Source organism: Clostridium thermosuccinogenes, from assembly GCF_002896855.1.
GTDB classification, from domain to species: Bacteria; Bacillota; Clostridia; order Acetivibrionales; family DSM-5807; genus Pseudoclostridium; species Pseudoclostridium thermosuccinogenes.
Genome location: NZ_CP021850.1, coordinates 99,296 through 125,401, shown reverse-complemented (window position 1 = coordinate 125,401; position 26,106 = coordinate 99,296). Strand labels below are relative to the sequence as shown.

The 26,106-nt window shown below is 43.0% G+C and carries 22 protein-coding genes and 3 tRNA genes; 9 read left to right on the top strand and 16 right to left on the bottom strand.

Annotated features, from left to right (window positions below; translation table 11 throughout):
• Nucleotides 1-20: 20 nt before the first annotated feature.
• The 7 genes from CDO33_RS20650 to rpsF all read right to left on the bottom strand — a co-directional run bounded on the left by CDO33_RS20650 (nt 21) and on the right by rpsF (nt 4,854).
• Nucleotides 21-167 (bottom strand): hypothetical protein, encoded by a 147-nt coding sequence (locus CDO33_RS20650; protein ID WP_161496671.1) that lies wholly within the window; start codon nt 165-167, stop codon nt 21-23.
• Complete coding sequence (locus CDO33_RS00580) at nt 142-2,154, bottom strand: DHH family phosphoesterase (protein ID WP_479690670.1); 2,013 nt, start codon at nt 2,152-2,154, stop codon at nt 142-144. Before CDO33_RS00580 ends, CDO33_RS20650 begins: the two co-directional genes overlap by 26 nt.
• A gap of 48 nt (nt 2,155-2,202) precedes the next feature.
• The gene (locus tag CDO33_RS00575) at nt 2,203-2,553 is read right to left on the bottom strand and encodes a MazG-like family protein (RefSeq protein ID WP_103080394.1); all 351 of its coding nucleotides are present in this window, start codon (nt 2,551-2,553) and stop codon (nt 2,203-2,205) included.
• Between the two features lie 103 nt (nt 2,554-2,656).
• Nucleotides 2,657-3,508 carry a prephenate dehydratase gene (pheA, locus tag CDO33_RS00570; RefSeq protein ID WP_103080409.1) on the bottom strand — a complete coding sequence of 284 codons (852 nt, stop codon included), beginning with the start codon at nt 3,506-3,508 and terminating at the stop codon, nt 2,657-2,659.
• Between the two features lie 204 nt (nt 3,509-3,712).
• Nucleotides 3,713-4,003, bottom strand: coding sequence for a 30S ribosomal protein S18 (gene rpsR / locus CDO33_RS00565; protein WP_103080395.1), 291 nt, complete (start codon nt 4,001-4,003; stop codon nt 3,713-3,715).
• 129 nt (nt 4,004-4,132) lie between these two features.
• Nucleotides 4,133-4,555: a single-stranded DNA-binding protein gene (locus tag CDO33_RS00560; RefSeq protein ID WP_103080396.1), complete on the bottom strand. Its 423-nt coding sequence runs from the start codon at nt 4,553-4,555 to the stop codon at nt 4,133-4,135.
• Nucleotides 4,556-4,566: 11 nt separating this feature from the next.
• Nucleotides 4,567-4,854: a 30S ribosomal protein S6 gene (gene rpsF / locus CDO33_RS00555; RefSeq protein WP_103080397.1), complete on the bottom strand. Its 288-nt coding sequence runs from the start codon at nt 4,852-4,854 to the stop codon at nt 4,567-4,569.
• 325 nt (nt 4,855-5,179) lie between these two features.
• Between rpsF and CDO33_RS00550 the strand changes: the two genes are divergently transcribed.
• The 3 genes from CDO33_RS00550 (at nt 5,180) to CDO33_RS00540 (ending at nt 9,457) form a co-directional block, all read left to right on the top strand.
• Nucleotides 5,180-6,478 carry an IS30 family transposase gene (locus tag CDO33_RS00550; protein WP_103083328.1) on the top strand — a complete coding sequence of 433 codons (1,299 nt, stop codon included), beginning with the start codon at nt 5,180-5,182 and terminating at the stop codon, nt 6,476-6,478.
• 506 nt (nt 6,479-6,984) lie between these two features.
• Nucleotides 6,985-8,046: a type I phosphomannose isomerase catalytic subunit gene (locus tag CDO33_RS00545; RefSeq protein ID WP_103081991.1), complete on the top strand. Its 1,062-nt coding sequence runs from the start codon at nt 6,985-6,987 to the stop codon at nt 8,044-8,046.
• Nucleotides 8,047-8,248: 202 nt separating this feature from the next.
• Entirely contained in the window at nt 8,249-9,457 is a 1,209-nt protein-coding gene (locus tag CDO33_RS00540) for a GGDEF domain-containing protein (RefSeq protein ID WP_161496670.1), read from the top strand.
• Between the two features lie 341 nt (nt 9,458-9,798).
• Here the strand turns inward: CDO33_RS00540 and CDO33_RS21635 are convergent, their stop codons facing one another.
• The 5 genes from CDO33_RS21635 to CDO33_RS00515 form a co-directional block, all read right to left on the bottom strand.
• Nucleotides 9,799-10,029 carry a PF20097 family protein gene (locus tag CDO33_RS21635; protein WP_103081993.1) on the bottom strand — a complete coding sequence of 77 codons (231 nt, stop codon included), beginning with the start codon at nt 10,027-10,029 and terminating at the stop codon, nt 9,799-9,801.
• 257 nt (nt 10,030-10,286) lie between these two features.
• Entirely contained in the window at nt 10,287-11,435 is a 1,149-nt protein-coding gene (nagA, locus tag CDO33_RS00530) for an N-acetylglucosamine-6-phosphate deacetylase (protein ID WP_103081994.1), read from the bottom strand.
• Between the two features lie 387 nt (nt 11,436-11,822).
• Nucleotides 11,823-11,898 (bottom strand) — tRNA-Val (locus CDO33_RS00525).
• A gap of 4 nt (nt 11,899-11,902) precedes the next feature.
• Nucleotides 11,903-11,978, bottom strand: a tRNA-Glu gene (locus CDO33_RS00520).
• Nucleotides 11,979-11,981: 3 nt separating this feature from the next.
• Nucleotides 11,982-12,058 (bottom strand) — tRNA-Met (locus tag CDO33_RS00515).
• Nucleotides 12,059-12,731: 673 nt separating this feature from the next.
• Between CDO33_RS00515 and gatC the strand changes: the two genes are divergently transcribed.
• From gatC to CDO33_RS00490, 5 genes are all read left to right on the top strand, one after another.
• The gene (gene gatC, locus CDO33_RS00510; protein ID WP_103081995.1) at nt 12,732-13,016 is read left to right on the top strand and encodes an Asp-tRNA(Asn)/Glu-tRNA(Gln) amidotransferase subunit GatC; all 285 of its coding nucleotides are present in this window, start codon (nt 12,732-12,734) and stop codon (nt 13,014-13,016) included.
• On the top strand, nt 13,017-14,468 hold the full coding sequence (gatA, locus tag CDO33_RS00505; RefSeq protein ID WP_103081996.1) for an Asp-tRNA(Asn)/Glu-tRNA(Gln) amidotransferase subunit GatA: 1,452 nt from the start codon (nt 13,017-13,019) through the stop codon (nt 14,466-14,468). It abuts the gene before it with no gap.
• Entirely contained in the window at nt 14,465-15,886 is a 1,422-nt protein-coding gene (gene gatB, locus CDO33_RS00500; RefSeq protein WP_103081997.1) for an Asp-tRNA(Asn)/Glu-tRNA(Gln) amidotransferase subunit GatB, read from the top strand. Before gatA ends, gatB begins: the two co-directional genes overlap by 4 nt.
• Before the next feature lie 3 nt (nt 15,887-15,889).
• The gene (gene aspS / locus CDO33_RS00495) at nt 15,890-17,197 is read left to right on the top strand and encodes an aspartate--tRNA(Asn) ligase (protein WP_103081998.1); all 1,308 of its coding nucleotides are present in this window, start codon (nt 15,890-15,892) and stop codon (nt 17,195-17,197) included.
• Nucleotides 17,198-17,499: 302 nt separating this feature from the next.
• The gene (locus CDO33_RS00490) at nt 17,500-19,602 is read left to right on the top strand and encodes a glutamine synthetase III family protein (RefSeq protein WP_103081999.1); all 2,103 of its coding nucleotides are present in this window, start codon (nt 17,500-17,502) and stop codon (nt 19,600-19,602) included.
• Between the two features lie 336 nt (nt 19,603-19,938).
• On the opposite strand, the gene CDO33_RS00485 is transcribed toward CDO33_RS00490, so the two are convergent.
• From CDO33_RS00485 to CDO33_RS00470, 4 genes are all read right to left on the bottom strand, one after another.
• Nucleotides 19,939-21,201, bottom strand: a complete 1,263-nt coding sequence (locus CDO33_RS00485) for an alpha-L-fucosidase (protein ID WP_103082000.1) — start codon at nt 21,199-21,201, stop codon at nt 19,939-19,941.
• A gap of 141 nt (nt 21,202-21,342) precedes the next feature.
• A complete protein-coding gene (locus CDO33_RS00480) occupies nt 21,343-22,134 on the bottom strand; it encodes an SDR family NAD(P)-dependent oxidoreductase (protein WP_103082001.1) in 792 nt (263 codons plus the stop codon).
• Nucleotides 22,135-22,264: 130 nt separating this feature from the next.
• Nucleotides 22,265-23,272: a sialidase family protein gene (locus tag CDO33_RS00475; RefSeq protein ID WP_103082002.1), complete on the bottom strand. Its 1,008-nt coding sequence runs from the start codon at nt 23,270-23,272 to the stop codon at nt 22,265-22,267.
• Nucleotides 23,273-23,349: 77 nt separating this feature from the next.
• The gene (locus CDO33_RS00470) at nt 23,350-24,198 is read right to left on the bottom strand and encodes an AraC family transcriptional regulator (RefSeq protein ID WP_161496546.1); all 849 of its coding nucleotides are present in this window, start codon (nt 24,196-24,198) and stop codon (nt 23,350-23,352) included.
• 261 nt (nt 24,199-24,459) lie between these two features.
• On the opposite strand from CDO33_RS00470, the gene CDO33_RS00465 reads away from it, so the two are divergent.
• Nucleotides 24,460-25,746 carry a Gfo/Idh/MocA family protein gene (locus CDO33_RS00465; protein ID WP_103082004.1) on the top strand — a complete coding sequence of 429 codons (1,287 nt, stop codon included), beginning with the start codon at nt 24,460-24,462 and terminating at the stop codon, nt 25,744-25,746.
• Nucleotides 25,747-26,106: the final 360 nt, after the last annotated feature.

Below are 26,106 nucleotides of genomic sequence, written 5' to 3'. Positions count from 1 at the left end.
ATAACCTCCTCTTTGGTTCATTAATTTTCAGCCACTGATGAAACGCAGCCAGCCGGCTGCCTTTTTCCTGAGCCGGCATCAATATTTATCGAATGTCTATCGTATGGAACTTTTTTAATCATCACCGACAATTCGCTGTTGTTATTGCTTTTCATTATTGCTTTCATTTATATATTCTATTATAGCATATTTTAGCTTTTCGACCGCATCTTCCATTGAAATTCCCTGAAGCTGCGCACCCGCAACCGAGAGATGTCCTCCGCCTCCTAATTTTTCAAGGATCATCTGCACATTGATATCTCCCAAAGATCTTCCGCTTATAGCCACCTCACCGTTGGCATGGCAGAGCACAAAAGCAGCGGCAATTCCTGTGAGGGTCAGAAGCTGGTCCGCAGATTTGGCGGCTATCAACTGGGCATCCTTCATATCCGGCGGGCATACCGATATGGCTATCCTGTCATCTATGATATCCGCCGCCATCACCACATTGGATATATTAATATATGTTTCCAGGTCATTCTGGAACAGCTGCTTTACAGATATAGTATCCACACCCTGCCTTTTCAGGAAGGAAGCAGCGTCAAAAGTCCTGACTCCTGTTTTGAAGGTGAAGTTCTTAGTATCAACTACAATACCGGAATAAAGGGCTTCAGCCTCAATTGGCCTCAGTTTGATTTTATCCCCCACGTATTGCAGTATTTCAGTGACCAGCTCACAGGTGGAAGAAGCGTATATTTCCTGGTATGTGAGCACCGCATCCTGGATAAAATCCGCACCTTTTCTATGATGGTCTATAACAACCACCTGGCTGGTTTGCTTCAGCAGTTCAGGGCATTCCGTAAAGCCTGGCCGATGGGTGTCAACAACGATAAGCAGCGTATTGTTATCTACGATTTCCATAGCTGTATCCCCGCTTATAAATACCCCATCATAAGCCTGGTCCTGCTCTATCTTTGACATTATATTTTTAATGGAAGAATTCACTTCATTAAGCACGATATGGGCATTTTTTCCTCTTTCTTTGACAATCCTATACAGGCCAAGGGAAGCGCCGAGAGAATCCACATCGGCCTTTTCATGACCCATTATCAAAACCAGAGGGGACTGGTCGATGAATTCTCTCAAGGCATAAGCAATAACCCTGGCCTTGACCCTTGTGCGCTTCTCCAGCTCTCTGGTTTTTCCGCCGTAGAAGCTGAATTTTTCTCCATCCTTGATGACTACCTGGTCTCCGCCCCTCCCCAATGCTATATCTATGGAGGCCGCGGCAAAATTAAAGCTCTCCAGGAAGGAACTCCCGTTTATGCCAAAGCCCATGCTTAAAGTGACAGGTATTTTATTTCCGGTATTTATTTCTTTTACACTGTCTAAAATATCGAACTTTTTATCTATGAATCCCTTTAAATGCGCTTTCTCGAATACAAATAGGTATTTATCCCGTTCATATTTTTTAAGAATACCTCCGGTGGAGCCTACCCACTCCACAAGCTTTCTGTCTATTTCCGCCAGTACCTGTGGCTGCATGGCACCTTCCATGCTCTGCATAAGGTCGTCATAGTTATCGATAATTATTATACATACCGAGGTTTTTTCATCCTCATACCTCTTTTTAAGTTCCACCAGTTCCGTATTTTCTATGAAATACAGCAAAAGTATGTATTCATCATTTTCATTTTTATGGTCGGTCTTGACGATATTTCCCAGGACATTATAGCTTTTGTTGTTGATAGTGATGTTTTTAGAAATATTAGGTTCACCATTCAGCAGGTAATCGGACTGAAGTCCTTCCGCAAAGGAACCTATAGTCTTCTCCAGCAGATCCTTGCCTTCGAAGATCTTCCTGAAGGATGAATTGTACCATATGATAGTGCCATCGAGCTGTATAACTACCAGCGGCATGGGAAAATTCAGCAGTGTATCCTTTGTGGCGGTATCAATATTGAACATGAGATTTTCTATATATCTGGTTATCTCATGCTTTCTCCTATAGTTGGATCTGAAATGATAATATACCAGGGCGATCAGGAGAACCAGCCCCGGTATGGCGATTAGCCAGTTCAGCACGCCTATTACCGCCACCAGAACCAGAATGACCCATAGATAAAAACTTGCCCGCGGTATAAAAACGGTTGAAAATTTTTTATTATCCATCATTATCTCCCTGAAAGAAAATCCGCATCACACCGTATTACCCATTACTCATCAGGGTTTCCGTCGATTATCTCTGATTCGTGATGAGTTAAGGTGTTTAGCCAGTTCAGATAAATCCCCATAATATTTTTCCACATCATGATTCTCTATTAAGCCTAACTTAACTTTATTCTCAATTTTGAGTTCAATTGCATTATAACTTATTCCCAAACGCCTTCCCAAAAGGTAGGATATCAATATTATATTGGACAGTGTGTCTGTAACCGTCTCGTGGACCTCTTCCTTTATTCCGTTGGCCAGAACTTTAAAAAGGTTCGCTATATCGGTCAGCAGCTCGCTTTTCAACCACTCTATGATTTTAATATTCCTTGTGATGTCTATATCCTTGTCATGCAAAGCCATATAACCACTCCAAGTTCATATTCAGGGTAATGATCCGCTAGAATATTATATCACTAAACCATGCTGTTTTGTCTATTTCCCACAAAACACACTGTTTAGGGCTTCATCGTTCTATAGCGGAATACCCTTCTTTGAGACATGGATAAGAACCCAGAAACTTGTAGAAGGACACCTTCCTTCTTACCATTTTCAGAGCATCGGCCAGATCGTCATCCTCTCTGTGTCCCAGCACATCTATAAAAAAAATGTACCTTCCCAGCTGATTTTTTGCAGGCCTTGATTCGATCCTGGTCATATTGATATCCCACAGGTTGAATATGTCCAGAATCCTGTAAAGGCTTCCCGGCTTATCCTCAGTGGAAAACACGATGGAGGATTTGTCCCTGCCTGTCCTTACCCCGTCTTCCTTGGAGACCACCACAAATCTTGTAATGTTTGTATCCCCATCCTGAATATCCTTGGCAAGCACTTTAAGTCCGTAAACATCAGCTGCTGCCATCGAGCCTATTGCTGCTAAACTTCCGTCACCTCCGGCCACTTCCTCCGCTGCTGCCGCCGTGCTGTATACATATTTTATTTGCACGCCCGGAAATTTGCTATCTATGTATTTTCTGCACTGTCCTATAGCTTGCGGATGCGATAAAATACATCTGATATCCTTCATATCCGTATCCTTTGCAACCAACAGGTTTTGGCGTATGGTAACCGCCAGTTCGGCCTTTATTTTTACATCCACTTCCGAAGCGAGCATATCCAAAGTAGCATTCACCGCACCTTCCAGTGAATTTTCAATTGGTACTACCGCTTCGTCTATGATATTATCCTGTACGGAAAGCAGTAAATCGTTTATCGTGCCATATTCCACTGCCTTATAATCTTTTAAGCCCCCGGCATATTGCAGCATTGCCTCCTGCGAAAAGGTGCCTTTAGGCCCTAAAAAACCCAGTTTAAGCATAAACACCCCATCAATATGTTGCATTATTCCCATATATATTTACCACATGGCTGTAAGACTTTTTTATTGGTGCAGAAAAGATAATGCTTTGCCGTGTATATTTCAAGTGACATTAATATAATAGCATTTTTTGTATAAAACAGCAATCCACGGGAAAAGCAGAGAAAAAAACTCCCTGACAGTCGGCACTGCAGGGAGTTTTAATTATTCAGCCGTATATGGCAGTAAAGCAATATGCCTTGCTCTCTTGATAGCTACTGTCAATTGGCGCTGATGCTTTGCACAATTTCCTGATATTCTCCTGGGAAGAATCTTGCCCCTTTCGGAAACATACTTCCTCAACTTGGCAACTTCTTTGTAATCTATATCAGCAACTTTATCGACACAGAAGGCGCACACTTTTCTTTTTGCACGTCTAACCCTCATGCCGCCTCTGCCTTCGCTCTTATCATAGCCATCTCTGCTGTTGTTCTTGTCTTTTTTCTGTCCAGGCATTTCAAAACCTCCTTCCACTTCAACTGGCAATTAAATCGCCAATCCGCTCATTAATTTATAAAATCCATCAGTTTAGCGACAGCTTAAAAGCGCACATACCAAAGCTATATAGCGTCCGAGCGCCCTTTGCTAGAAGGGCAGTTCGTCGTCGTCCTCCATCGGATAAAATCCATCGGTCTGTCCGGCATCCGGCGTTCCGAATATCTTACTGCTTGAAGGAACATCATCAGCTTTCTTGCTGTCGGCAAAATACGCTTCTTCTGCCACAACTTCAGTTACATAATGCTTCTTACCTTCGTTATCATCCCATGTCCTGGTCTGAATTCTTCCGACTACGGCAACCTGACGGCCTTTTTGAAAATACTTGCTGCAAAACTCTGCCAGCTTACTCCAAACCACAATCGGTATAAAGTCAGTCTGCCTCTCCTCACCCTGCCTTGAGAACCTTCTGTCGACAGCGAGAGTAAAGCTGCATACAGCCGTATTATTAACACTGGTATACCTTAACTCAGGGTCTTTCGTAAGCCTTCCCATTAAAATAACCTTATTCATACAACCACACCTTACTTATCCTTCTTAATAATCAAGTATTTCAATATACCGTCGGTTATCTTGTATAATCTCTCAAGTTCAGAGGGGAAACTGGAATCTGCGCTGAAATTAACAAGTACATAATAGCCTTCGTTTACACCTTTTATCTCATAGGCTAATCTTCTCTTGCCCCACTCATCAATACTCTCCAATTGAGCCGAAGTTTCCAAAAAGTTCTTGAACTTTTCTACAAGAGCTTTAATGTTGTCTTCTCCGATTTCAGTATTGATGATAAAGATAGATTCATATTTGTTTACCATTCGACTTCACCTCCTCCCGGACTAAGGCCCTGCATCGCGAGTGCAGAGCAAGGATATTACAAATAAGTATTCTATCATAATAAAAAAAATTATACAAGTAGGATTTTTTTATAGTAAACATATTAATATTGTAGTTTAATTGAAAAAGTTATTTCCACCCCAAATTCATAGACAGTGGAATTTAGTTTTGCAAATCGCTAGAAATGAGAAAGGTGGAAGTTACTTTTGCAAAGATCACACTGTTCCTATTTTCTTGTGAAAGCTGGAATATTGTCTCTCAAAAAGCTATGATATATATGGTGGTGCCTCTGAAGGGGGTACATATATGCGTGGCTTTAAACATTTGAGTCAGGAAGAAAGAAATATAATTGAACAAAGGTTAATCAGCAGGAAATCATTCAAAAGCATAGCACGCGAGCTTGGAAAGGACCCAACCACGATATCCAAGGAAGTGAAGAACCATATCCAATTTAGGAAAACCGGCTGTTATGGAAGAGTGTTCAATGATTGTAAACATCGTATTGGTTGCCCTGTTAAGCATCTTTGCGGCAGTTTGCGTTGTAGCCGTTATTGTCGCGCTTGCAAGTCTCGCATGTGTTCATCACTATGTCATGAGTATCAACAGGAAATTTGTCCCAAGCTTTCGAAGCCGCCCTATGTTTGTAATGGTTGTGAAGACAAACAGTCTTGTACATTAGAGAAGAGGATTTATTCTGCAACACATGCACAAAGAGAATACGAGACAGTACGCTCTGAGTGCCGTCAGGGTTTACAAATCACTGAAGAAGAAGCGATAAGATTGGATTCCATTATTAGCCCGCTGCTAATTAAAGGCCAGTCACTCCACCATATATGCATTAACCATGCTGATGAAATCATGCTCGATGAACGCACACTCTACAACTATGTGGACAAGGGTATCTTTACAGCAAAAAATATCGATATGCCAAGAGTTGTACGTATGGGCAGACGTAAAAAGGGAAAAGACCAGTTCAAAGTGGATAAAAAATGCCGAATAGGCCGAACTTATCAAGACTTTCTTAAATTTATGCAAGAGCATCCGGACCTTCCCGTAGTGGAAATGGACACGGTAATAGGAAGAATAGGCGGCAAAGTCCTGCTGACACTGCATTTTACTGTCCCACAGCTCATGCTCGCATTCATTAGAGATGCTAATACCTCCCAATCTGTCATTGATATCTTTGATCAGCTTTACCTGGAACTAGGCCCGGATACCTTCCGCAAATTGTTCCCGGTATTACTTTGTGACAACGGCAGTGAGTTCTCGAATCCGTCCGCTATTGAATTCGATTCACATGGGCAACGCAGAACCTGTGTATTCTACTGTAATCCGCTGGCTCCTTACCAGAAAGGCGCAGCAGAAAACAACCATGCTTTGATTAGACGCATTATCCCAAAGGGTACTTCTCTTGATGAGTTTACTCAGCGGGACATAACTCTTATGATGAACCATATCAACTCGTACAGTCGACTGAATCTCGGGGATAAAACCCCTTATTGGGCTTTTGGATTGCTCTACGGGGAAGAAATATTAAGAAGGATGAATGTAGAACTCATCCCGACAGATAATGTCACCCTGCATTCATCCCTTCTTAAGAAATAAATATTAAATAACCAGAGGCACCACCAGCCACAACTCTATAAGCATTTACAAACAGGGTGGAAATTACTCTTGCAAAAAGTTAGTTAATCTTCACACCTCTAGTTTGATATACCCAAAAAAGGGCTGGCTTTGTTCCTCTACTTCATATTTTAACCTATTATTGACTGAAAAGCATTAAAAATTTGCCTAAATAAACTAATCCAAAACCCGCTGAATTACTATTTTTCTCAATGATAACAGCATCCATGGAATTTACTTTTGCAAAGTGGAAATTACCTTTTCAATTGACCATATTAATATTGTAAATAATATAAAGTTATAGTAAACTATTTATAATGTGCTGTTCATACAGCTTTGTGGTTTATCGGAGCAGCAGACCGGCATCCCGATGCAAAGGGTTGGCCTGATGCCGGTAATCTGATACGGACTAAAGAGGCATGTCTTTTTGCACGGAACCGGTACAAAAGATCATATAAACAAGAACTAAAAATCGGAGGAAAGAGATTATGATGTATCCATTAAAGTTTAAGCCTATATATAAAGATTACGTATGGGGCGGAAGAAACTTTGAAAAATTAGGAAGAGTCCTGCCCGATGGAATCGTAGCAGAGAGCTGGGAAATATCCTGTCACCCTAACGGGTTGAGCGTGATTTCCAACGGAGAGTTTGCAGGCATGACTCTTAAGGAGCTAATAGACCAATATGGCAGGAAAGTTTTAGGTGATGCTCTGCCGGATAAAGATCTTAAGAAATTCCCGCTGCTGGTGAAGCTGATAGACGCATCCAACAAACTATCGGTCCAGGTCCATCCGGACGATGACTATGCCTTTACCCATGAGAACGGCGAGTACGGTAAAAACGAGATGTGGTACATAATGTCGGCCAAGCCTGGAGCGAAACTCATATATGACGTTATTCCCGGTACTACAAAAGAAACTTTTGCCGAAGCCGTAAAAAATAACAATATCGCCAGCTGTCTGAAAGAGGTGGAGGTTTTCCCCGGAGATGTAATAAATATACCTGCAGGCTTAGTCCATGCTATAGGGGAAGGGATAATGCTGGCGGAAATTCAGCAGAATTCCGACACTACCTATAGAGTTTACGACTATGACAGAACGGACAGCAACGGAAATAAAAGACCTCTGCATATAGAAAAAGCGCTGGATGTGATTGATTTTAATGCCAAAAACAGAAAGGAGAAGGCTGAAGGTCTGACCGTCAAACTCGCTGACAACTCCTATAAAACCTTCTATGTCGCCAACAAGTATTTCTCAGTTGAGTTATACAATGTAGATGGAGCTATAGAAGAAAATCCCAAGGGACAGAAGTTCCATGTCTACGTTTTCACAGAAGGTCACTGCGTAATAGAATCGGAGGGAAGCAAAGTAGAGGCCGTAAAGGGTGAATCCATTCTTATTCCTGCTTCAATGGGCAATTACAAGATGGTAGGAAATTTCAAAGCTCTGAAATCCTACGTTCCCAACCTTGAAAAGGATGTGCTGCAGCCTTTAAAGGAAGCCGGCTTCAGTGAAGAGGAGATATTTGACAAAGTGAGCGGTTTGAAATAAAAATTTCTTATTTATGTAATTGAAGGTTTGACCTAATATATGTTAATATATGGTTATCAATGTGACTATATGTATTTGACGTGTTATTTACGCTATAGTCCAAATTATGTATACTACCTATGGAAAGGGGTGACAAGCCATGTTAAGGCACAGGTTACTCCAGGAAGGTGAGCCAAAACCTTATTTAGTTATTGCTATATCTGTGGGTACGAATGTACTTCTAGGGGTGCTGATTTTTGCACTTTTTGCATTAATTTTATCCCAGCGGCCACCGGCAGTATCCAGGTTTCTTAACGTTATTGCCTCTGTCATCTCTATACTGATGCCGGCTTTAATAATCCTGACTTTTATAGCTTTAAGCAAGCTTAAAAGCCGGCAAATACGGATGGTGGAGCTAAAAAAGATTAAAACCTTTATAGATGCACTGCATCATTCATCAACGGACATTGAAGCTTACGATACCCTCAGGGATTTTATTTCAATGCTCCGCGTAGCCGATAAGATTTCTATAGTCTATAAGGCAAGGGATGAGGATAACGGCTTTTCCTGGAAAGATATCTCGGCAGAGGACGCCGCAGCATGTGATATGCATTACGAGTTTTGCCCGCTGCTCAATAAGAGCAGGGATTACATATGCGGAACTCCGAACAGTGACAGTGGGTGTCCTCTGGACACAAAAAAGTTTAGAAAAGGAAGCTATCTTTGCGTACCTATAGTGGATGAAGAACATTATAAATCCATATTACAGCTCTATAAGAATAAAGACGGATCTTTTAGCCAGGCAACAATAGCAGCCATAAAATCATACGTAGAAATAGCAAGACCGATTATTTCAATAAAAAATGAGTTCAATGCACTGAACAGGAAGGCTACCACGGATTATCTTACCAAGCTTTATAACAGGGATTTCCTTGATACGTACCTGCAAAACCAGATAGAAGTTTCCAACCTGTCAAAGCAGCCGCTCAGCATTATTATGATAGACGTAGACTGTTTCAAAGCCATAAATGATACTTATGGCCACGCATCAGGGGATTATTTGCTGATCCATGTTTCAGAAATATTTATGAAATGTATCCGCAAAACTGATGTTGTTGTAAGATATGGGGGCGATGAATTCGTTGTGATCCTCCCTTCCACAGATACCAAAACAGCTTTTGCCGTAAGTGAGAGGATGCGCATCAATCTGGAAAAATCTATGATACGAAGCCTTGACGGCAACAATGTACTATTTGCAACCTGCAGTTTTGGAATATCCACCTATCCGACCCTTTGCGGCAGCAAGCAGGAGCTTTTGAAAACCGCCGATATAGCTCTGTACAAAGCAAAGCACTCAAATAAAAACTGCACCATGATATACGAGAAGGGTTTAACTGCTATACAGGACTCTGCAAAAAGTAAAGTCATATAAAATAAAGCCTTATGAATTTACCAAGTCCTAATAAAAAGAAATATTTAGAATTACTAATATAGAAAGGATATATTATATGCATAGTATATCCTTTCTTTTAGTATTACTTAAATTAACACTCCTTAAAGCTTACTAGTCGATTGGCTTGTAATCCTTGATTCATATAATATATTAATTATATAAAACTTCCATGTTTAAAAGGAGACGTTCCTCTGTCATTCATTATTACAATGCACTAAAACCAAGTACTAACTCTGGAAAATAATTAATTTATTCTGAATAAGGTCAAAAGTTACAACAAAATGACTTTATAAAGAAGGCGAACAAAAAATTAAATGATATTATTCTGAAATTTTTCTGTCGCCATAATCTATAATGATTTTCATACAATCATCGCAACAGTATGCTTCAACACATGAGCCTTTCAGAAAAGAAAACTCAGAAAGAATAATCGCTCCTTTGCTAAATTGAGAAGATGCAAAAATCTTTCCTTTTTCAGGTTTCCAACTGATTTCATGTGGACTCTGAATTACTCCATATCTCATCTCTTTACCACAGTATGGGCATTGCATAAAATTCACTCCTAATATAAAGATAGTTTTGTTCCATAATTCTGCTTACATGTTGTAACATATGATTTTATTATACCAGTATTTGTCATATAATTATATGTTTTTATTGATTTAAGCATAATTGATTTATATTTGTTTTCTTAATTGTGTCACTGCTTTCTTTAGGCAGTTCCAAAAAACAGAAAAATATAGGATAGATAATTATATAAAATCATCTATCCTATATCCGCTATACTAGAATTTTAAATAAATCAGACTTATTTTGCGGAGAAGACTACTCTTCCCATAACTATCGTCTTCACTACATTCAAGTCTTTATCAAGAATAACCAAATCCGCATCCTTACCTACGTCAATGCTTCCCTTCCGGTCATCGACATGAATGGCTTTTGCAGGAACCAAGGTAGCCATTTGTATGGTTTCTTCAAGGGATATACCAAACTTATTTACCATATTCTTTACCGCATCAATTAATGTAAGGGTGCTTCCTGCCAGTACACCGTTCTCCAGCCTGGCCTCTCCGTTTTTAACAAATATTTTTTCAAAACCAAGGGTGTATTCTCCGTCTTCAAGTCCGGCAGCCATTGTAGAATCAGTTATTAAAGCAACTCTTCCACAGGTTTTGCACTTTACCACCATTCTGATTACTGCGGGGTTTATATGAATACCGTCACATATGAGCTCTACGGTAACTTGATCGTTATCCAGTGCAGCCCCTGTAAAACCAGGCTCCCGGTGATGTATTCCCATCATGGCGTTGAATAGATGGGTAACATGGTTAAATCCTTTTTCAAAGGCTTTCATTCCTTCTTTATAATTTACGGCAGTATGACCGGCTGAGAATACTATGTTACGGCCTTTGAAATGCTCAATTATTTCATCTACACCGTCAAGCTCAGGCGCAATTGTCATCACACGTATATTATCCCCTGATTTCTCAATGAAGCCTTCTATAAGTTCAATAGAAGGATTTACAATATACTCTTCCGGATGTGAGCCTTTATACTTTTTGCTGATGAAAGGGCCTTCGAGGTTGACCCCCAGTATCGTTGCTCCCGAAGTGCCACGTTTGACAGTATCCCTTATGTTTTCCAGCGCCTTTACTATATCTTTTATCGGTGCTGTCATGGTCGTCGGCAGGCAAGCGGTAACACCCTTGGATGCATAAAATTTCGACATATTGTCCAGTGCTTCGTAAGTCGCATCCATGGTATCATTGCCATTTCCACCGTGGGTATGTATATCTATAAAACCAGGCAATACATAATAGTTCGACGCATCGATGACTTCTTCTCCGTGGACATCTATTTCTCCATCAATCTTTTTTATAGTTGATCCCTCTACCATTATATCCTTTTTTTCAAAACCATTACCGAAACTGCAGACTGATCCACCTTTAATAATCATACTTAATATCCCCCTTAATTTTATATATTCGGTAACGAATTTCACAACTACAGCCAATTTGAAGCGGTCATGGATATAGCATTTCAATAATAATTATTAAATCCAGCAGCCTAAAAATTTAGGAAAATTTAAAAATCTGCTTGCATTATGGAATATTGGGCCGAAATTTCACTCTTTGATATTGTCACATATCCTTTGCTACACTTTATTATACTACAGTATGCCCTATATTAACAACAAGTTTTAAGCGACAATATCACTAAAGGCTAATTAACAACGATAGGAGGAAAAGGTAGACAATATATCTGAGCACGTTGGATTTTCACCGTTCAGCGGCGTATATGCAGTATAAATGCAAAAAAAGGATTCGAAACCGAATCCTTTTGATGGTGGGCACTATAGGGCTCGAACCTATGACCCCCTGCTTGTAAGGCAGGTGCTCTCCCAGCTGAGCTAAGCGCCCAAGATGGTGACCCGTAGGGGATTCGAACCCCTGTTACCGCCGTGAAAGGGCGGTGTCTTAGACCACTTGACCAACGGGCCGTATGGTAGCGGCGGTCGGATTTGAACCAACGACACTGCGGGTATGAACCGCATGCTCTGGCCAACTGAGCTACGCCGCCATATTCCTGCTTCCTAGTGTTAACTATCGTTAACACGCTTTCTTATTTTAGCAGTAATATTACATAAAGTCAATAGCATTTTTCTTTAAATTTAATATTATTTTGCTGTTAATATACGGAAATTTTAATCATAGCCCGGGAGCAAATCCCATGACCTGGTAGAAAAATAATCATGCTTGGTTTCATTAGCCTTTTATATTGCATTTACAGGATATATTGTTAATTAAATATACTTAATGATACATTATAAAAATTAAGGCTAGTTGAGAACTAAAATCCACTTTGCGAAAGTAACTTCTACGTTTATCATTCATTCATAAGTTTGAAAAAGTAAGCTTTATTTGGGCTACCGGTGGGGTGGAAATAACTTTTTCAATTAAACCAAGCTTCAAAACTTCAGTAAAAATTATATTGAATATTGCATAACGTATAGATATGTGCTATAATTACTAAAATAATTTATAAGTATAGCAATGGCGCTATAATAAAAATGCATAAGCATTTTTTATAGTGCCTTTTTTTATACAACGGAGGCGCGTTGGCACACCATCGCAGCGTGCTGTTTCCAAAGAGGCGAAAGACAGGTTCAAGACCTGAAGCACATAATTGGTCCTCAGAACATGGAGAAGAAAATCTTTTTGCCTCAACATAAACCAAAGGAGGTTGAATATTAATGGCTGATGTTCGGCTTATAAGCCATCTGGCAGAGCTTTGTAAAATCAATATGACGGAAAGAGAGCTGGAAATCAAAGCTGAAGAAATGAACAGCATCATTAATCTAATGGACAGTATCAGGGAAGTCAATATAGATAATAATAATTTAAATTCGAATAATGGCACCTATTACGAAAATCTTAGGGAAGATATCATTGAAAAGTCCTTTGATCGGGATGAAATGTTAAAAAATTCAAAAGGTGTCAGGGAAGGCTGCTTTTCTGTACCAAAGGTGGTGGAATAGATGGAAATACATAAACATAATCTGCGTTCCTTAAGGAGTATGCTTGACAAGAGGGAAATATCTGCCGTTGAGCTTGTTGAGCTTTATATAAAGAGAATAAAAGAAGTGGATCACAAAACCAACAGCTATATCACTATCTGTGAAGAGGAGGCTCTTTTGCAGGCAAAAGAAGCCCAGAAGCTTATAGATTCCGGTTCTTCCGGTAGCCTTACGGGAATTCCCGTGAGCCTGAAAGACAATATCTGCACAAAGGATATAAAGACCACCTGTGCCTCAAAAATGCTTGAGGATTTTTATCCGCCCTATGACGCAACCGTGGTAAAAAAACTCAAAGCCTGTGGGGCTGTGTTGTTGGGAAAAACCAATATGGATGAGTTCGCTATGGGAGGTTCCTCCCAGACTTCGTATTTCGGAGGCGTGAAAAATCCTTATGATTTAAGCCGTGTTCCGGGAGGCTCTTCCGGAGGTGCAGCTGTATCGGTGGCTGCAGGACTGGCACCTGTCTCCCTGGGTTCGGATACCGGTGGTTCCATAAGGCAGCCGGCTTCCTTTTGCGGTGTGACCGGACTCAAACCGACATACGGGACTGTTTCCCGTTATGGTCTCATAGCCTTTGCATCATCCTTGGACCAGATCGGACCGATTGCAAAAAGTGCAGAGGATTGTGGAATAATACTGGACAGCATTGCCGGATATGATTCCGACGATCCTACAACAGCACATCGGGGTGCACCAGGCAGCTGCAGCAAAATCGGGATGCCGCTTAACAATTTAAAAATAGGAATTCCAAAGGAATTTTTCGGAGATGGAATAAACGAAGAGGTAAAAGCAGCGGTTTTTGCAGCTGTCAAAGAATACGAAAAAATGGGCTGCCAGGTGTTGGAGGTGTCCTTTCCAAGCCTTAAATATGCCATTGCCGCCTACTACTTGATTTCATCGGCAGAGGCATCCTCCAACCTGTCCAGGTATGATGGAATAAAATTCGGTTACAGGAGCAAAAACGGCGAATCCTATGAGGAACTTATAAAAAACACCCGGGCGGAAGGCTTCGGAGATGAGGTTAAACGCAGGATACTCCTGGGTACCTATGCCCTCTCCAGCGGATATTATGACGATTATTATAAAAAAGCTGCCTATGTTCGGCAGAAAATTAAGGAGGATTACAACAGGATATTTAATACCTGCGACGTGATAATCACTCCTACCGCACCAACCACGGCATATATGATCGGTGAGCAGGAAAGCAACCCGGTTAAGATGTATCTTGCGGATATATGCACTGTTACCGTAAATATCGCAGGTCTTCCGGCTATATCGACCACCTGCGGGTATGATGGAAAAGGCATGCCGATAGGTATGTCCATAGTAGGGCGTCCCTTTGATGAATCAACTATAATAGGCGTCGCCGATGCTTTTGAGAGAAATTTTGAAAGGCAGGAGGTGTCAATATGAGATATATTCCAGTTATAGGTCTGGAAATCCATGCCGAATTGTCTACCTCCTCAAAGGTTTTCTGCACATGCTCCGCCCAGTTCGGAGGTGAGCAAAACACCCGCTGCTGTCCACGATGTGCGGGACTCCCGGGGACGCTGCCGGTTTTAAATAAAAAGGCTGTGGAATATGCAGTAAAAGCAGGGCTGTCCCTGGATTGCGCTATAAACATGTACAACAGCTTCGACCGCAAAAACTATTTTTACCCCGATTTACCGAAGGCTTACCAGATAACTCAGTTTGACAAGCCGGTATGCATCAACGGAGGCGTTGATATCGGTGGAAAGATAATACGCATTAACCGCATCCACCTGGAAGAGGATGCAGGAAAACTCATTCACGACGATTTTGAAGGCATATCCCTGGCCGATTTTAATCGCTGCGGGGTTCCTCTGATAGAAATTGTTACGGAGCCGGATATTTCTTCCGCCGAAGAAGCCAGAGCCTTTGTGGAAGCTGTTTCTTTGAGGCTCAGATATGCAGGCGTGTGCGACTGCAAGATGGAAGAAGGGTCTCTGAGGGTGGATGTCAATATCTCAATTATGCCGGAAGGCTCTGCCCAGTTAGGCACGAGGGCAGAAATTAAAAACCTGAACTCACTGAAATCCATAGTTAGGGCGATAGAATACGAAATAAGCCGTCAGAGCGAGATTTTGGACAGCGGGGGAAAGGTCGTACAGGAAACGAGGCGCTTCAATGACAACCGTGGCACCACCAATGCCCTGCGTTCCAAGGAAGAAGCCCATGATTACCGCTACTTCCCCGAGCCTGACATACCAGCCGTCATCTTCACGGAAGAAGACATAAAAAATATAAAGGCCTCTCTGCCAAAGATGCCGCAAAAAAGATTTGAGGAGTACACAAAGGATTTTGGTCTTTCGGAAGACGATGCAAGGCTTATAATAAGTGATAAAGCGCTGTCGGATTTTTATGACAATGCAGTGGCGGAATACCCGAACTACAAGGGCATAGCTAATTTTATACTGGTGGAGCTTTTGCACCAGTTGAATAAAAACGAAGCATCTATAGATTCTCTTGCGTTTTCTCCTTCGGAAATAGCCCAGTTGGTCAGGCTTTCCGATGAAAGCAAGATCAGCAAAAATGCAGCGAAGGACATTCTGCGCATAATGTTTGAAAAAGGCGGCAAGCCTGAAGTTATCGCAAAAGAGAACGGCTTTTTGATGGATACGAATGTCGATGCCGTAATAGCTGCTATAAAAGAAGTTATGGATCAGAATCAAAAAGCCGTGGACGAATACAAAGCCGGCAGTGAAAAAGTGTTTGGCTTCCTTATGGGACAGGTTACAAGAAAGTTGGGCAAAGGCTCCAACCCCAAAATAATCAGGGAAGAACTCACTAAAGCATTGAAAGGAGGGTAACGGATGTTGACTCTGGATGGTCTCAAATTAAAAAAATGCATAACCATTGATGAGTTGAAAGCTTCAGTGGGACAAAGGGTTGCATTTTCCGCCTGCGTTCATAAAATCAGATACATGAGCGGTTTTGCCTTTGTGATCCTCCGAACCGGCAGATACCTCATTCAGTCGGTTCATGATGAAAAGATCTGCACCAGTGATATTTCCGCGCTTAAAGAGGGATGTTATATAAATATTACCGGCCAGGTGAAAGAGGATAAAAGAGCAAATTACCAACTGGAAATCATCCTGGAAAGCTTTGATATATTATCGCTTCCTGAAGCCGATTACCCTCTTCACGTATCTAATAAACATCTCGGCTGCTCCATTGAGACCAACCTCGAATACAGAAGCGTAGCCTTGAGAAACCCTTATGAAAGAGCGGCATTCAAAATTTCGGAAGGAGTTGTGTCAGGCTTCCGTGAATTTATGCTTAAAGAAGGGTTTACAGAAATTCACTCCCCCAAGATCGTGGCAGCAGGAGCTGAAGGCGGGGCGAACATTTTTACCTTGAAGTACTTCGACAAAAATGCCTTTTTGGCTCAAAGTCCTCAATTTTATAAGCAAACCTGCGTTGCCTTTTTTGACAGAGTGTTTGAAATAGGACCGGTTTATAGGGCGGAAAGGCATAATACCACGAGGCATTTGAATGAATATATCGGCCTGGACTTTGAAATGGGCTTCATAGATGACATGACGGATGTTATGAACATGGAAACAGCTATGCTCAAGCACATTCTCCAGCATTTAAGGGAGCATTATAAAAATGAGCTGGAAATAACAGGTGCTGTGCTTCCGGAGATAGATTCAATACCGGTATTAACCTTTTTTGAGGCTTTAGAAGCCATAGGCAGCCCCAGAAAATACGATCTGGAGCCGGAGGATGAAGTGAAGCTGTGCAATTATGCAAAAGAAAAGTTTGGCAGCGAGTTCATATTCATCACCCACTTTCCGGCAGCAAAACGGCCATTTTACGCAATGAATGATCCCGAAAACGACAAGCTGGCCCTAAGCTTCGACCTGTTGTTCCGAGGGCTTGAAATCACCACCGGAGGCCAGCGCATCCATAATTATAAGGAGCAGGTAGCAAAAATGCAGAAAATGGGGTTGAATCCTGATGATTTCAGGACATACCTTGATATATTCAAGTATGGCATGCCTCCCCACGGAGGCTTGGGTATCGGTCTTGAACGCCTGGTGATGAAGCTTCTGGATCTCCAGAATATCCGACAGGCAAGCCTGTTCCCCAGGGATTTGACCCATCTGGACCCATAAGAAGGGATGGGAAAACAGCGTTCCAATGCTTTTGACCAAAACCTTCAGGCGTAGAGATGTTTGCTTTTCCCGAACATCATCCCGGAGCTTTGAAATAAGCCTATAATATTAAAAAACGATGGTTATTTACCACCGGTTTTTGAGCAGATTAATATTTTTAATTGCTTATAAACTTAAGTGAAAATTTAATAGAAACTTTAGTACAATATTATGTTTTGAAACAATGGCGTTTCGAAATCAACATCTGTTGATTGGAAACGCCTTTTTTATATTTTAAAAAATGTATTTTAGGAGGTTATATTATGGCAAACAATGAAACGAAAGTCATCGACATTTTCGGAATATCGGTATTCAATGATGCGGTTATGCGCGAAAGACTCCCCAAGGCAGCCTACAAATCCCTTAAAAAGACGATAGATAATGGGCTGCCCCTGGACGAAAACATTGCGGAAGTTGTGGCAAACGCTATGAAGGACTGGGCAATTGAAAAAGGCGCCACCCACTTCACCCACTGGTTCCAGCCTCTTACTGGAATTACCGCGGAAAAGCATGACAGTTTCATATCTCCCACCCATGACGGCAAAGTCATAATGGAATTCAGCGGCAAGGATCTCATCAAAGGCGAGCCTGATGCCTCAAGCTTTCCTTCCGGCGGATTGCGGGCCACATTTGAAGCCCGGGGATATACTGCTTGGGACTGTACTTCCCCGGCATTCATAAAGGACGGGACATTGTACATTCCTACAGCCTTCTGTTCTTATACGGGAGAAGTTCTGGACAAGAAAACACCCCTTCTCCGCTCCATGGAAGCCCTGTCCAAGCAGGCAATAAGAGTGCTCCGTCTGTTTGGAAACACGACGGCCACAAAGGTAACCACCACCGTCGGCCCAGAGCAGGAATATTTCCTGGTGGATAAAGATTTATATACCAAGCGCAAGGACTTGATCATGACCGGAAGGACCCTGTTTGGAGCAAAGCCTCCCAAAGGTCAGGAGCTGGAAGACCACTATTTTGGAAGCTTAAAGGAACGGATTTCCGAATATATGAAGGAATTGGACAGAGAACTGTGGAAACTGGGCATATCAGCAAAAACCAAGCATAATGAGGTTGCACCTGCGCAGCATGAGCTGGCTCCCATTTTCAGCACTTCAAACATAGCTACAGACCATAACCAGCTCACCATGGAGCTTATGAAAAAAGTAGCCCTTCGGCACAACCTCGCCTGCCTTCTGCATGAAAAACCCTTTGCCGGGGTAAACGGTTCAGGCAAACACAACAACTGGTCCATGTCTACGGATGACGGGCAGAACCTTCTGGACCCGGGCAGCACACCCTGTGAAAACGCACAGTTCCTGGTATTCCTATGCGCTGTTATAAAAGCTGTGGATGAGTATGCAGATCTTCTGCGTCTTTCCGTTGCCAGCGCCGGAAATGACCACCGCTTGGGTGCCAACGAAGCGCCTCCGGCAATAGTTTCCATATTCCTGGGCGACCAGCTTACAGATATATTGTTACAGCTTGAAAACGGCAAGGCTGAAGGGAAAGAAGTTTACGAGACCTTGGAAATAGGTGTAACCAGCCTGCCTAAGCTCCCCAAGGATGCCACCGACAGAAACAGAACCTCACCCTTTGCCTTTACAGGAAACAAGTTCGAATTCCGCATGGTGGGTTCCTCAGCTTCCATTGCCGACCCCAACTATGTTCTTAACACAATTGTTGCCGACGTGCTCATGAGATTTGCCGACCGCCTGGAAAAGGCTGAAGATTTCCATGCAGAATTAAAAGCCCTCCTGTCGGAAGTGGTAAAAACACATAAACGCATTATTTTCAATGGCAACAACTATTCTGAGGAATGGGTTGCCGAAGCTGAAAAGAGGGGCCTTTACAACTTGAAATCCACTGTCGATTGCATCCCGATGTTTATAAAGGAAAAGAATGTGGAGCTCTTTACAAGACATGGAGTATTGTCGAAAACCGAAATTGAATCCAGATATGCGATAATGCTGGAAAACTACATCAAAACTATCAACATAGAAGCTTTAACCATGTTGTCCATGGCAAAAACCGAAATACTGCCTGCAGCCTTCCGGTACTGCAAGGATTTGTCCGACACTGTAAACTCTATAAAAGCAACAGGATGTCCGGTTGATGTTTCTGCTCAGGTGTCAGCCCTCACCGAAATATCCGGAGTTATCAACTCTTTCAGCAGCAACATTTCTGCTCTGGAAAAAGCTGTGGAAGAAGCTTGCGCAGAACATGACGCCTATAAGGAAGCGGTGGCATACAAAAACCTTGTAATCCCTGCGATGGAAGCTCTGCGTGCGGACGCCGACCTGCTGGAAGCCATCGTTCCGAAAGACTTGTGGCCATTCCCGACTTACTCGGAGCTCCTGTTTAACGTATAAAACTGCAATATGGAAACTTTTAGCGCTTCGGCTGCAAATTTTACTCGCTCTTTACAAAAGAACCTCTTTCCAAATCCAAAGCAGCCTTAATATCAAAAAAAGACATGCACCTCACTCAAGGTAGGGCATGTCTTTTTCATGTCAAAGGATAGCAAAAGCCTCTTTTGAAAACGCTATCTCATTTTCTCTCAAGCCGGCCAACCTCCTTACGCTTTTTATCCTTGCTGTGTTGGCCTAACCTTCCAAGGCCTCCTGCTCTTACTTCTTTTTGCTCTCCGAAAGCACTCCGGTAGGCCTTATATTAAAGAAAAACTGTGATGATGGCATCTCTGAAATTTAGCATTTTCCACCGGCATAGTACAGCTCAATGCTTGATATGGTTGGTTCCTCGTCCGCTTCGGTTATTTCCAGCATAACCTTTCCGGCTTTTATTGGAGGGAAACTGCATATGGCCTTATGTCCTATGTTCATACCTTCATAAATTGTAATCTCCTGCCCATAGGGATAGGGTACAACAACAATTCGAAATCTCCGGACATTTTCCCCTTCTCTCAGATCCTCTTTTATAACCATATGATCAAATAATACAGGCTTGGTACAGTTATATGACCATTTCAGACCGTCTTTTGCAAAATCGGATGTGGAAGCCAGCGGGTTGGAAAAACGCCTTCTAATCTCGTTTCCGAATTCTATAAGCCTCTGCCTGTCCTTGTCAGGAAGAAGTCCTCTCCGGTCCGGCCCGATGTTGAGCAGCAGATTTGCCCCTCTTCCCACTGAATAGTAGTACATCCCCATCAAACGATCAAGACTTTTTACGTCCTGCTCATCGCTATCGCTGTAAAACCAGTTGTGCTCCCTCATCATGCAGTCGCATTCGGCAGGGAGCCACATATAACCTCTATCGTCAAAGCGGTCCAGCCTGTCTGTCTGAATGGAGAAGGGCACCGAATCCACCACGTTCCAGCAGGGGTATGGCGCAATTCCAGCTTCATTTCCTACCCAGCGGAAATCCGGATCTCCCATGTTGAATATGAGGATGTTCGGCTGCATTCTTCTTATTTCCCCTATTATGCGTTTCCAGTCATACTGATGGTTTTCGGAACCGCAGCCGTCAAACCACAGTATGTCTATTTCCCCATATCCCGTAAGCAATTCGCTTATCTGGGAAATAAAGTAATCGTCATATTCTTTATCCGTTCTCTTGATTTTGTTGGTGGATGCGTCGGCAGGAGAGTAGTATAGGCCAACCTTCATATCATATTTGCGGCATGCGTCGACAAATTCCCTTACGACATCCCCTTTTCCTTCCTTCCAGGGAGACGCTGCCACGGAAAAATCCGTGTATTTTGAAGGCCAGTTGGCGAAACCATCATGATGTTTTGCCACAAGAACGGCATATTTCATCCCCGCTTCCTTGGCCGTACTTATCCACTGTTCACAATCCAACTGGGTAGGATTGAATGCGGCCGCATCCATCTCCTTGCCGTCCCAGTCCCTGTGGCCCTCATAAAAAGTCCTGATGCCAAAATGCACAAAAAGTCCAAATTCCCAGTCCTGATATTCCAGCTGACGGGGGGTAGGTTTTAGCTTTGCAATCATTGAAAGACCCTCCGAATATAGAAATAATGTACTATTTTAATATACATATAATTCTTCCACATTAAGCCCCTTTTGGCAATATAGTAATAAACTAAAATAATATTTGATTCAAACAGAGCAAAATCAACTAAAGGCAGATCCTTATGTGCGTTTAGTCACCTTGTATTCCCAACCTTCATCCCCGCTGTAAATCATCAATTTGGTCATACCTCCATCCACCGTGATGTTTTCCCCTGTGATGAAGCTGTTTTCCTCATCACATAGGAACATAACTACCCGGGCTATATCCATCGGCTCTCCCACTCTGCCCGACGGATGCTGGGCGGTATCAGCCTCCGTATAGGCAGGGTGATAGTTTTCATCATGATAAGCTCCGGTATCAATCCACCCGGGAGAAACCGAATTAACCCTGACTCTCCCGGCAAGGCTTACTGCCAGGGCATGAGTCAAGGCCGAAACTCCTCCCTTTGCCGCAGTGTAGCTTTCGGTATCAGCCTGGGACATCATGGCCCGGGTGGAGGAAATATTCACGACGGAGCCTCCCCGGCTGAAATGTGGAAGAAATAGCTTTGTGAGGTAGTAGGGAGCAGTGATTCCCACCTTCAATACATAGTTGAAGTCGTCATAGCTGCAGGATGACAGAATGCCCCTCCGGCTCAACCCGGCATTGTTAATGAGATAATCAACCCTCCCGAAACGGTTGATTACTTCATCTTTAAAATTAATCAAATCTTCTTCCCGTGCAACATCTCCACAATAGAAAAGAGCTTCTCCTCCCTTTTGTTTTATAAACTCGAGATTCTCCTCTCCAGCCTCCTTATTCATATCGATAAAAGCCACCTTTGACCCAGCTTTTGCAAATTCTCTTGTAAGGCATCGGCCGATGCCGAGCGCTCCACCTGTCACAACACATACTTTGTCTCTGAAATTCATACCCATCCTCCTTTTCTTTTAAAGCCGGACATTCTGAAACAGGCTTATTGTCTTATCCCATGCAAATCCACCTCACGGCACCATCGAAAAAGCAAATTCCCGCCATTCTTCCTTGCTCCATGCTTTTAAATCACACCTGGGTGGATATCCTCCAGAAAGCGATATTTTCCCTCTTCCACGTGTATGTAATTAAAATATCCTCCCCGTCGGAAATAACCGCCGGATAGGAAAATTCTCCGGGGCCATCGTCCAACACCAGCTGCTCCTTCCATGAGATGCCATTGTCTGAGGAAGCAGCCAGCACTATGGGTGTTCTCGGTCCCCAGTTCTCCCCTATAGGGTTGTATGCGAGGTACAGCACGCCATTACCCAGCCTTACCAGATCTATGCCGCTGTTGTTGTTAGGAAGCGCTGTTGGATATGCTTCCGACCAACTTTTTCCGTAGTCTTCCGAATCGCTTCTATATATGAACCCTTCCGTGCTCCTAAGAAGCATATGGACTTTGCCTGGCTCCGATTCCCAAAGGGTTGGCTGTATCACTCCCCTCCTCAGAAAGGATTGCTCAGAAACCGTTGCATTATCAGTATCAGCCGGGCTATGCTTCAGGAAATCGATACAGATATCCTCGCTTCTTAACCATGTCCGCCCATCATCATAGGATATATCCGCAAAGGCTTTCCACATGCCTTTTTCCGTTGAAGCAGGCGCAATCCATGCTCCGTTGGAAAGAACCAGCATTTTGTTTTTCACAGGTCCTCTTCCTCCCCTGTCACCCTTTACCAGTTCAACAGGCTCAGACCATGTTTTACCGTTATCCTCCGAAACCGTATACCTTGTGTACCAATCACTGATCTCATGCCCTACCTTGTAGAAGAGGAATACCCTGCCGCCTCTTGTGAAGAGCACAGGATTCCAGTGGGGCAGTCCTTCCTCATCCGCAATTTTGAAAGGCTCCGACCATGAATCGTTTTCCCGCACTGCTCCCCATATGGCAACATCATCGGCTCCCTCTTGCGTTCCTCCGAACCATGCGGATAGTATATTTCCATTCGGAAGCACCGTAAGTGTGGATGCATGGCAGCTTTTAAAATATTTCCTGTCTTTTAATACCTTTTCCTTGATAAGTATTTTATACATCTTGACTCCACTCCTTTTATAACTTTATAAATCGGGATTGCTGAGTTGCTGCAAGGTGGCTTTCACAAATGTGAAAATTAAATGGATTTTTCACCCCTCATTTTGCGATACTTAAGGGGAGACATACCATATTTTTTATGAAAGGACCTGGAGAAATGGGCAACATCTCGAAATCCTACAGAATAAGCCGCCTCTTTCAGTGAAAGATCTGTGGCCGCCAGCATGCGTGCCGCCCGGTTAAGCCTGTAATCCATCAGATAACGGCTGGGAGATATGGAGAGCTGCTCAATGAAAATACGGTAAAGGTAAGTGCGGTCCACTCCCACGAAGCTTGCGATATCTTCGACAGATATATCATAAGAAAAGTTTTCCTCGATAAAGCGCAGTGCCCGGGCAAAATAGTCCTGTTTCTGGCTGGCTCCGCTGTTGGAGCTGTTTTCTTTTATGAGGCAGGAAATGAACAGGTAAAGATATCCTATCATGGCATATTCCATCGCCTGCTGTCCCAGGCAGTTCTTACGCTTGGTGACATCATGGATGCTGGCCAGATGGTGCCTCAACATATCATCCCTATCATAACGAAAGATCAGGGACTCCCTGTTCAAATTGGCCTGTTCCAATAGATTTTTAGCTTCTGATCCGTGAAATCCAACCCAAAAATACTCCCAAGGGTCCTCCAGATCGGAACGGTAAAAGGTGGACTGGTTGGGAACGATCAAAAATCCGTCCCCCCTGGCAAGCTGATAGACTTTGCCGTCAGCATGGTATTCGCCTCTGCCGCGGATAATATAGTGAATTACATAATGGTCCCGGATGGCAGGTCCATAGGAGTGTCCCGGGCCGCAATCCTGCCAGCCGCATTGATATACCGATAGGCTGGTGCTGGGCTTGGTTTCGGCGTCATAGTATTCGGATATGTAATTCATACACATTCCCCTCTCAGCAAGCTTGCAATCGTCCTGCAGTCATCCCCTTGTTCCCGCATTCCAACATCTGATTATCCCTGCAAGCTCCTTCTGTCATTGTACACCAAAATTAAAAGACGTGGCAACATATATGCAAATATCTGCAACAATCAAGCCTTTGCATCAACCAATAAATTTACTATTATAGGGACATCGAGGCAAGTTTGTGGATAGTCGGAATTCTACAAGAACAACCAGAATACAAAAAAGGAGTGCTGTGAAATGAGCAAAAAAGTAACTGTCGCCATCGCAGGGTTGGGCAGCCGCGGTAAAGATACCTATGCCCCGGTTGCCAGGATCATTCCCGATAAAATGGAGATTGTCGCCATCGCTGATATCGATCGTGAAAAGTTGGAGGAAGTGGCAAAAACCTATAACATACCGGAAGATCGCTGTTTTAACAGTGCTGAGGAAATGCTCGCCCAGGATAAACTGGCTGACATGATGTTCATCTGTACTCAGGACAGGCAGCATTTCGGGCATGCCATACCCGCACTAAAAAAAGGATATCATCTACTGCTGGAAAAGCCCATTTCTCCTGATCTTAATGAGTGCCGTGAAATTGTCAAGGTTGCCCACGAAACTAAAAGGCAGGTCATCGTGTGCCATGTGCTCCGCTATACGCCGTTCTATTCAAAGTTAAAGGAAATTATAGATTCTGGTATTATAGGAGAAATCGTATCCGTGCAGGCCATTGAAAACGTAGGCTACTGGCATCAGGCTCACAGTTTCGTGCGGGGAAACTGGCGTAATTCCGACTTAAGCAGCCCTATGATCCTGCAAAAGTGCTGCCATGATATGGATATACTCCTCTGGTTGACCGGTAAGACCTGCAATACGGTGACCTCCTTCGGCGATACCTACCTTTTCAAGGCGGAAAAAGCTCCTGCAGGTGCTGCCCTGCGCTGTACCGATGGCTGCAAAGCCAAGGAAAACTGCCCCTATGATGCGGAAAAAATCTATATAACCAATAAAGCAACAGGGATATTGAGCGGAAACACCGGCTGGCCTCTGGATGTTCTGGCACTGCATCCCACCGTGGAAAGCATACGTCATGCCTTGAAAACCGGACCTTACGGCCGCTGCGTATACCACTGCGATAACAATGTGGTCGACCACCAGGTGGTTAATATGAGGATGGAGGATGGATCCACCATCAGCTTTACAATGTGCGCCTTCACCGACAAAATCTACCGCCATACTAAAGTCATGGGCACCCTGGGCGAAATCAATGCTGATATGGGCACAAACATAATAGATGTTTATCCCTTTGGAGGCCGGCATGAAAGGATAGACATCACAGAGATCGCTGAAAACCTGTCCGGCCACGGGGGAGGAGATGTACGCATGGTGGAGGATTTCATTGATTCCCTGATTTCAGGTAGGAGCGATAACCTGTTAACCAGCATTGACAAATCCGTGGAAAGCCATTTTATTGCTCTTGCGGCAGAACAGTCAAGAATCCTTGGCGGAAAACCCATCTCCATGGACAGCATTCGTAATGGATGATGCAAGAACTGAATTTACCTCTTTATGTACAACACCTGTATTGGATGATGACGAAAAACTGAGTTTATCTCTATAGTCGGTATCTGTATTAGGTGATGCTGAAAAATCGATTTTATCTCTCTATGTACATCATCCACAATGATTGATGCTGAAAACTGAAATTACCTCTCTATGGAAAATATCTGTGATGGGTGATGATAGAAAACTTAAGTTTATCTTCCCATAGTCAGTTTCTGTAAAGGGCGATGCCGAAAGATTGAGTTTGTCTCTCTATTAACAGTTTCAGGCTGCTATCATGAATATGACGGCAGCCTTTATATATGACATACCGCATCAAACCCGTCGTTCCAACCGTGTGGT

Excerpts from the sequence above, each read along its gene's own strand:
- CDO33_RS20650 (WP_161496671.1), bottom strand. The coding sequence starts at position 167 with ATGAAAGCAATAATGAAAAGCAATAACAACAGCGAATTGTCGGTGATG.
- CDO33_RS00580 (WP_479690670.1), bottom strand. The coding sequence starts at position 2,154 with ATGATGGATAATAAAAAATTTTCAACCGTTTTTATACCGCGGGCAAGT.
- CDO33_RS00575 (WP_103080394.1), bottom strand. The coding sequence starts at position 2,553 with ATGGCTTTGCATGACAAGGATATAGACATCACAAGGAATATTAAAATC.
- pheA (WP_103080409.1), bottom strand. The coding sequence starts at position 3,508 with ATGCTTAAACTGGGTTTTTTAGGGCCTAAAGGCACCTTTTCGCAGGAG.
- rpsR (WP_103080395.1), bottom strand. The coding sequence starts at position 4,003 with ATGCCTGGACAGAAAAAAGACAAGAACAACAGCAGAGATGGCTATGAT.
- CDO33_RS00560 (WP_103080396.1), bottom strand. The coding sequence starts at position 4,555 with ATGAATAAGGTTATTTTAATGGGAAGGCTTACGAAAGACCCTGAGTTA.
- rpsF (WP_103080397.1), bottom strand. The coding sequence starts at position 4,854 with ATGGTAAACAAATATGAATCTATCTTTATCATCAATACTGAAATCGGA.
- CDO33_RS00550 (WP_103083328.1), top strand. The coding sequence starts at position 5,180 with ATGCGTGGCTTTAAACATTTGAGTCAGGAAGAAAGAAATATAATTGAA.
- CDO33_RS00545 (WP_103081991.1), top strand. The coding sequence starts at position 6,985 with ATGATGTATCCATTAAAGTTTAAGCCTATATATAAAGATTACGTATGG.
- CDO33_RS21635 (WP_103081993.1), bottom strand. The coding sequence starts at position 10,029 with ATGCAATGCCCATACTGTGGTAAAGAGATGAGATATGGAGTAATTCAG.
- nagA (WP_103081994.1), bottom strand. The coding sequence starts at position 11,435 with ATGATTATTAAAGGTGGATCAGTCTGCAGTTTCGGTAATGGTTTTGAA.
- gatC (WP_103081995.1), top strand. The coding sequence starts at position 12,732 with ATGGCTGATGTTCGGCTTATAAGCCATCTGGCAGAGCTTTGTAAAATC.
- gatA (WP_103081996.1), top strand. The coding sequence starts at position 13,017 with ATGGAAATACATAAACATAATCTGCGTTCCTTAAGGAGTATGCTTGAC.
- gatB (WP_103081997.1), top strand. The coding sequence starts at position 14,465 with ATGAGATATATTCCAGTTATAGGTCTGGAAATCCATGCCGAATTGTCT.
- aspS (WP_103081998.1), top strand. The coding sequence starts at position 15,890 with ATGTTGACTCTGGATGGTCTCAAATTAAAAAAATGCATAACCATTGAT.
- CDO33_RS00490 (WP_103081999.1), top strand. The coding sequence starts at position 17,500 with ATGGCAAACAATGAAACGAAAGTCATCGACATTTTCGGAATATCGGTA.
- CDO33_RS00485 (WP_103082000.1), bottom strand. The coding sequence starts at position 21,201 with ATGATTGCAAAGCTAAAACCTACCCCCCGTCAGCTGGAATATCAGGAC.
- CDO33_RS00480 (WP_103082001.1), bottom strand. The coding sequence starts at position 22,134 with ATGAATTTCAGAGACAAAGTATGTGTTGTGACAGGTGGAGCGCTCGGC.
- CDO33_RS00475 (WP_103082002.1), bottom strand. The coding sequence starts at position 23,272 with ATGTATAAAATACTTATCAAGGAAAAGGTATTAAAAGACAGGAAATAT.
- CDO33_RS00470 (WP_161496546.1), bottom strand. The coding sequence starts at position 24,198 with ATGAATTACATATCCGAATACTATGACGCCGAAACCAAGCCCAGCACC.
- CDO33_RS00465 (WP_103082004.1), top strand. The coding sequence starts at position 24,460 with ATGAGCAAAAAAGTAACTGTCGCCATCGCAGGGTTGGGCAGCCGCGGT.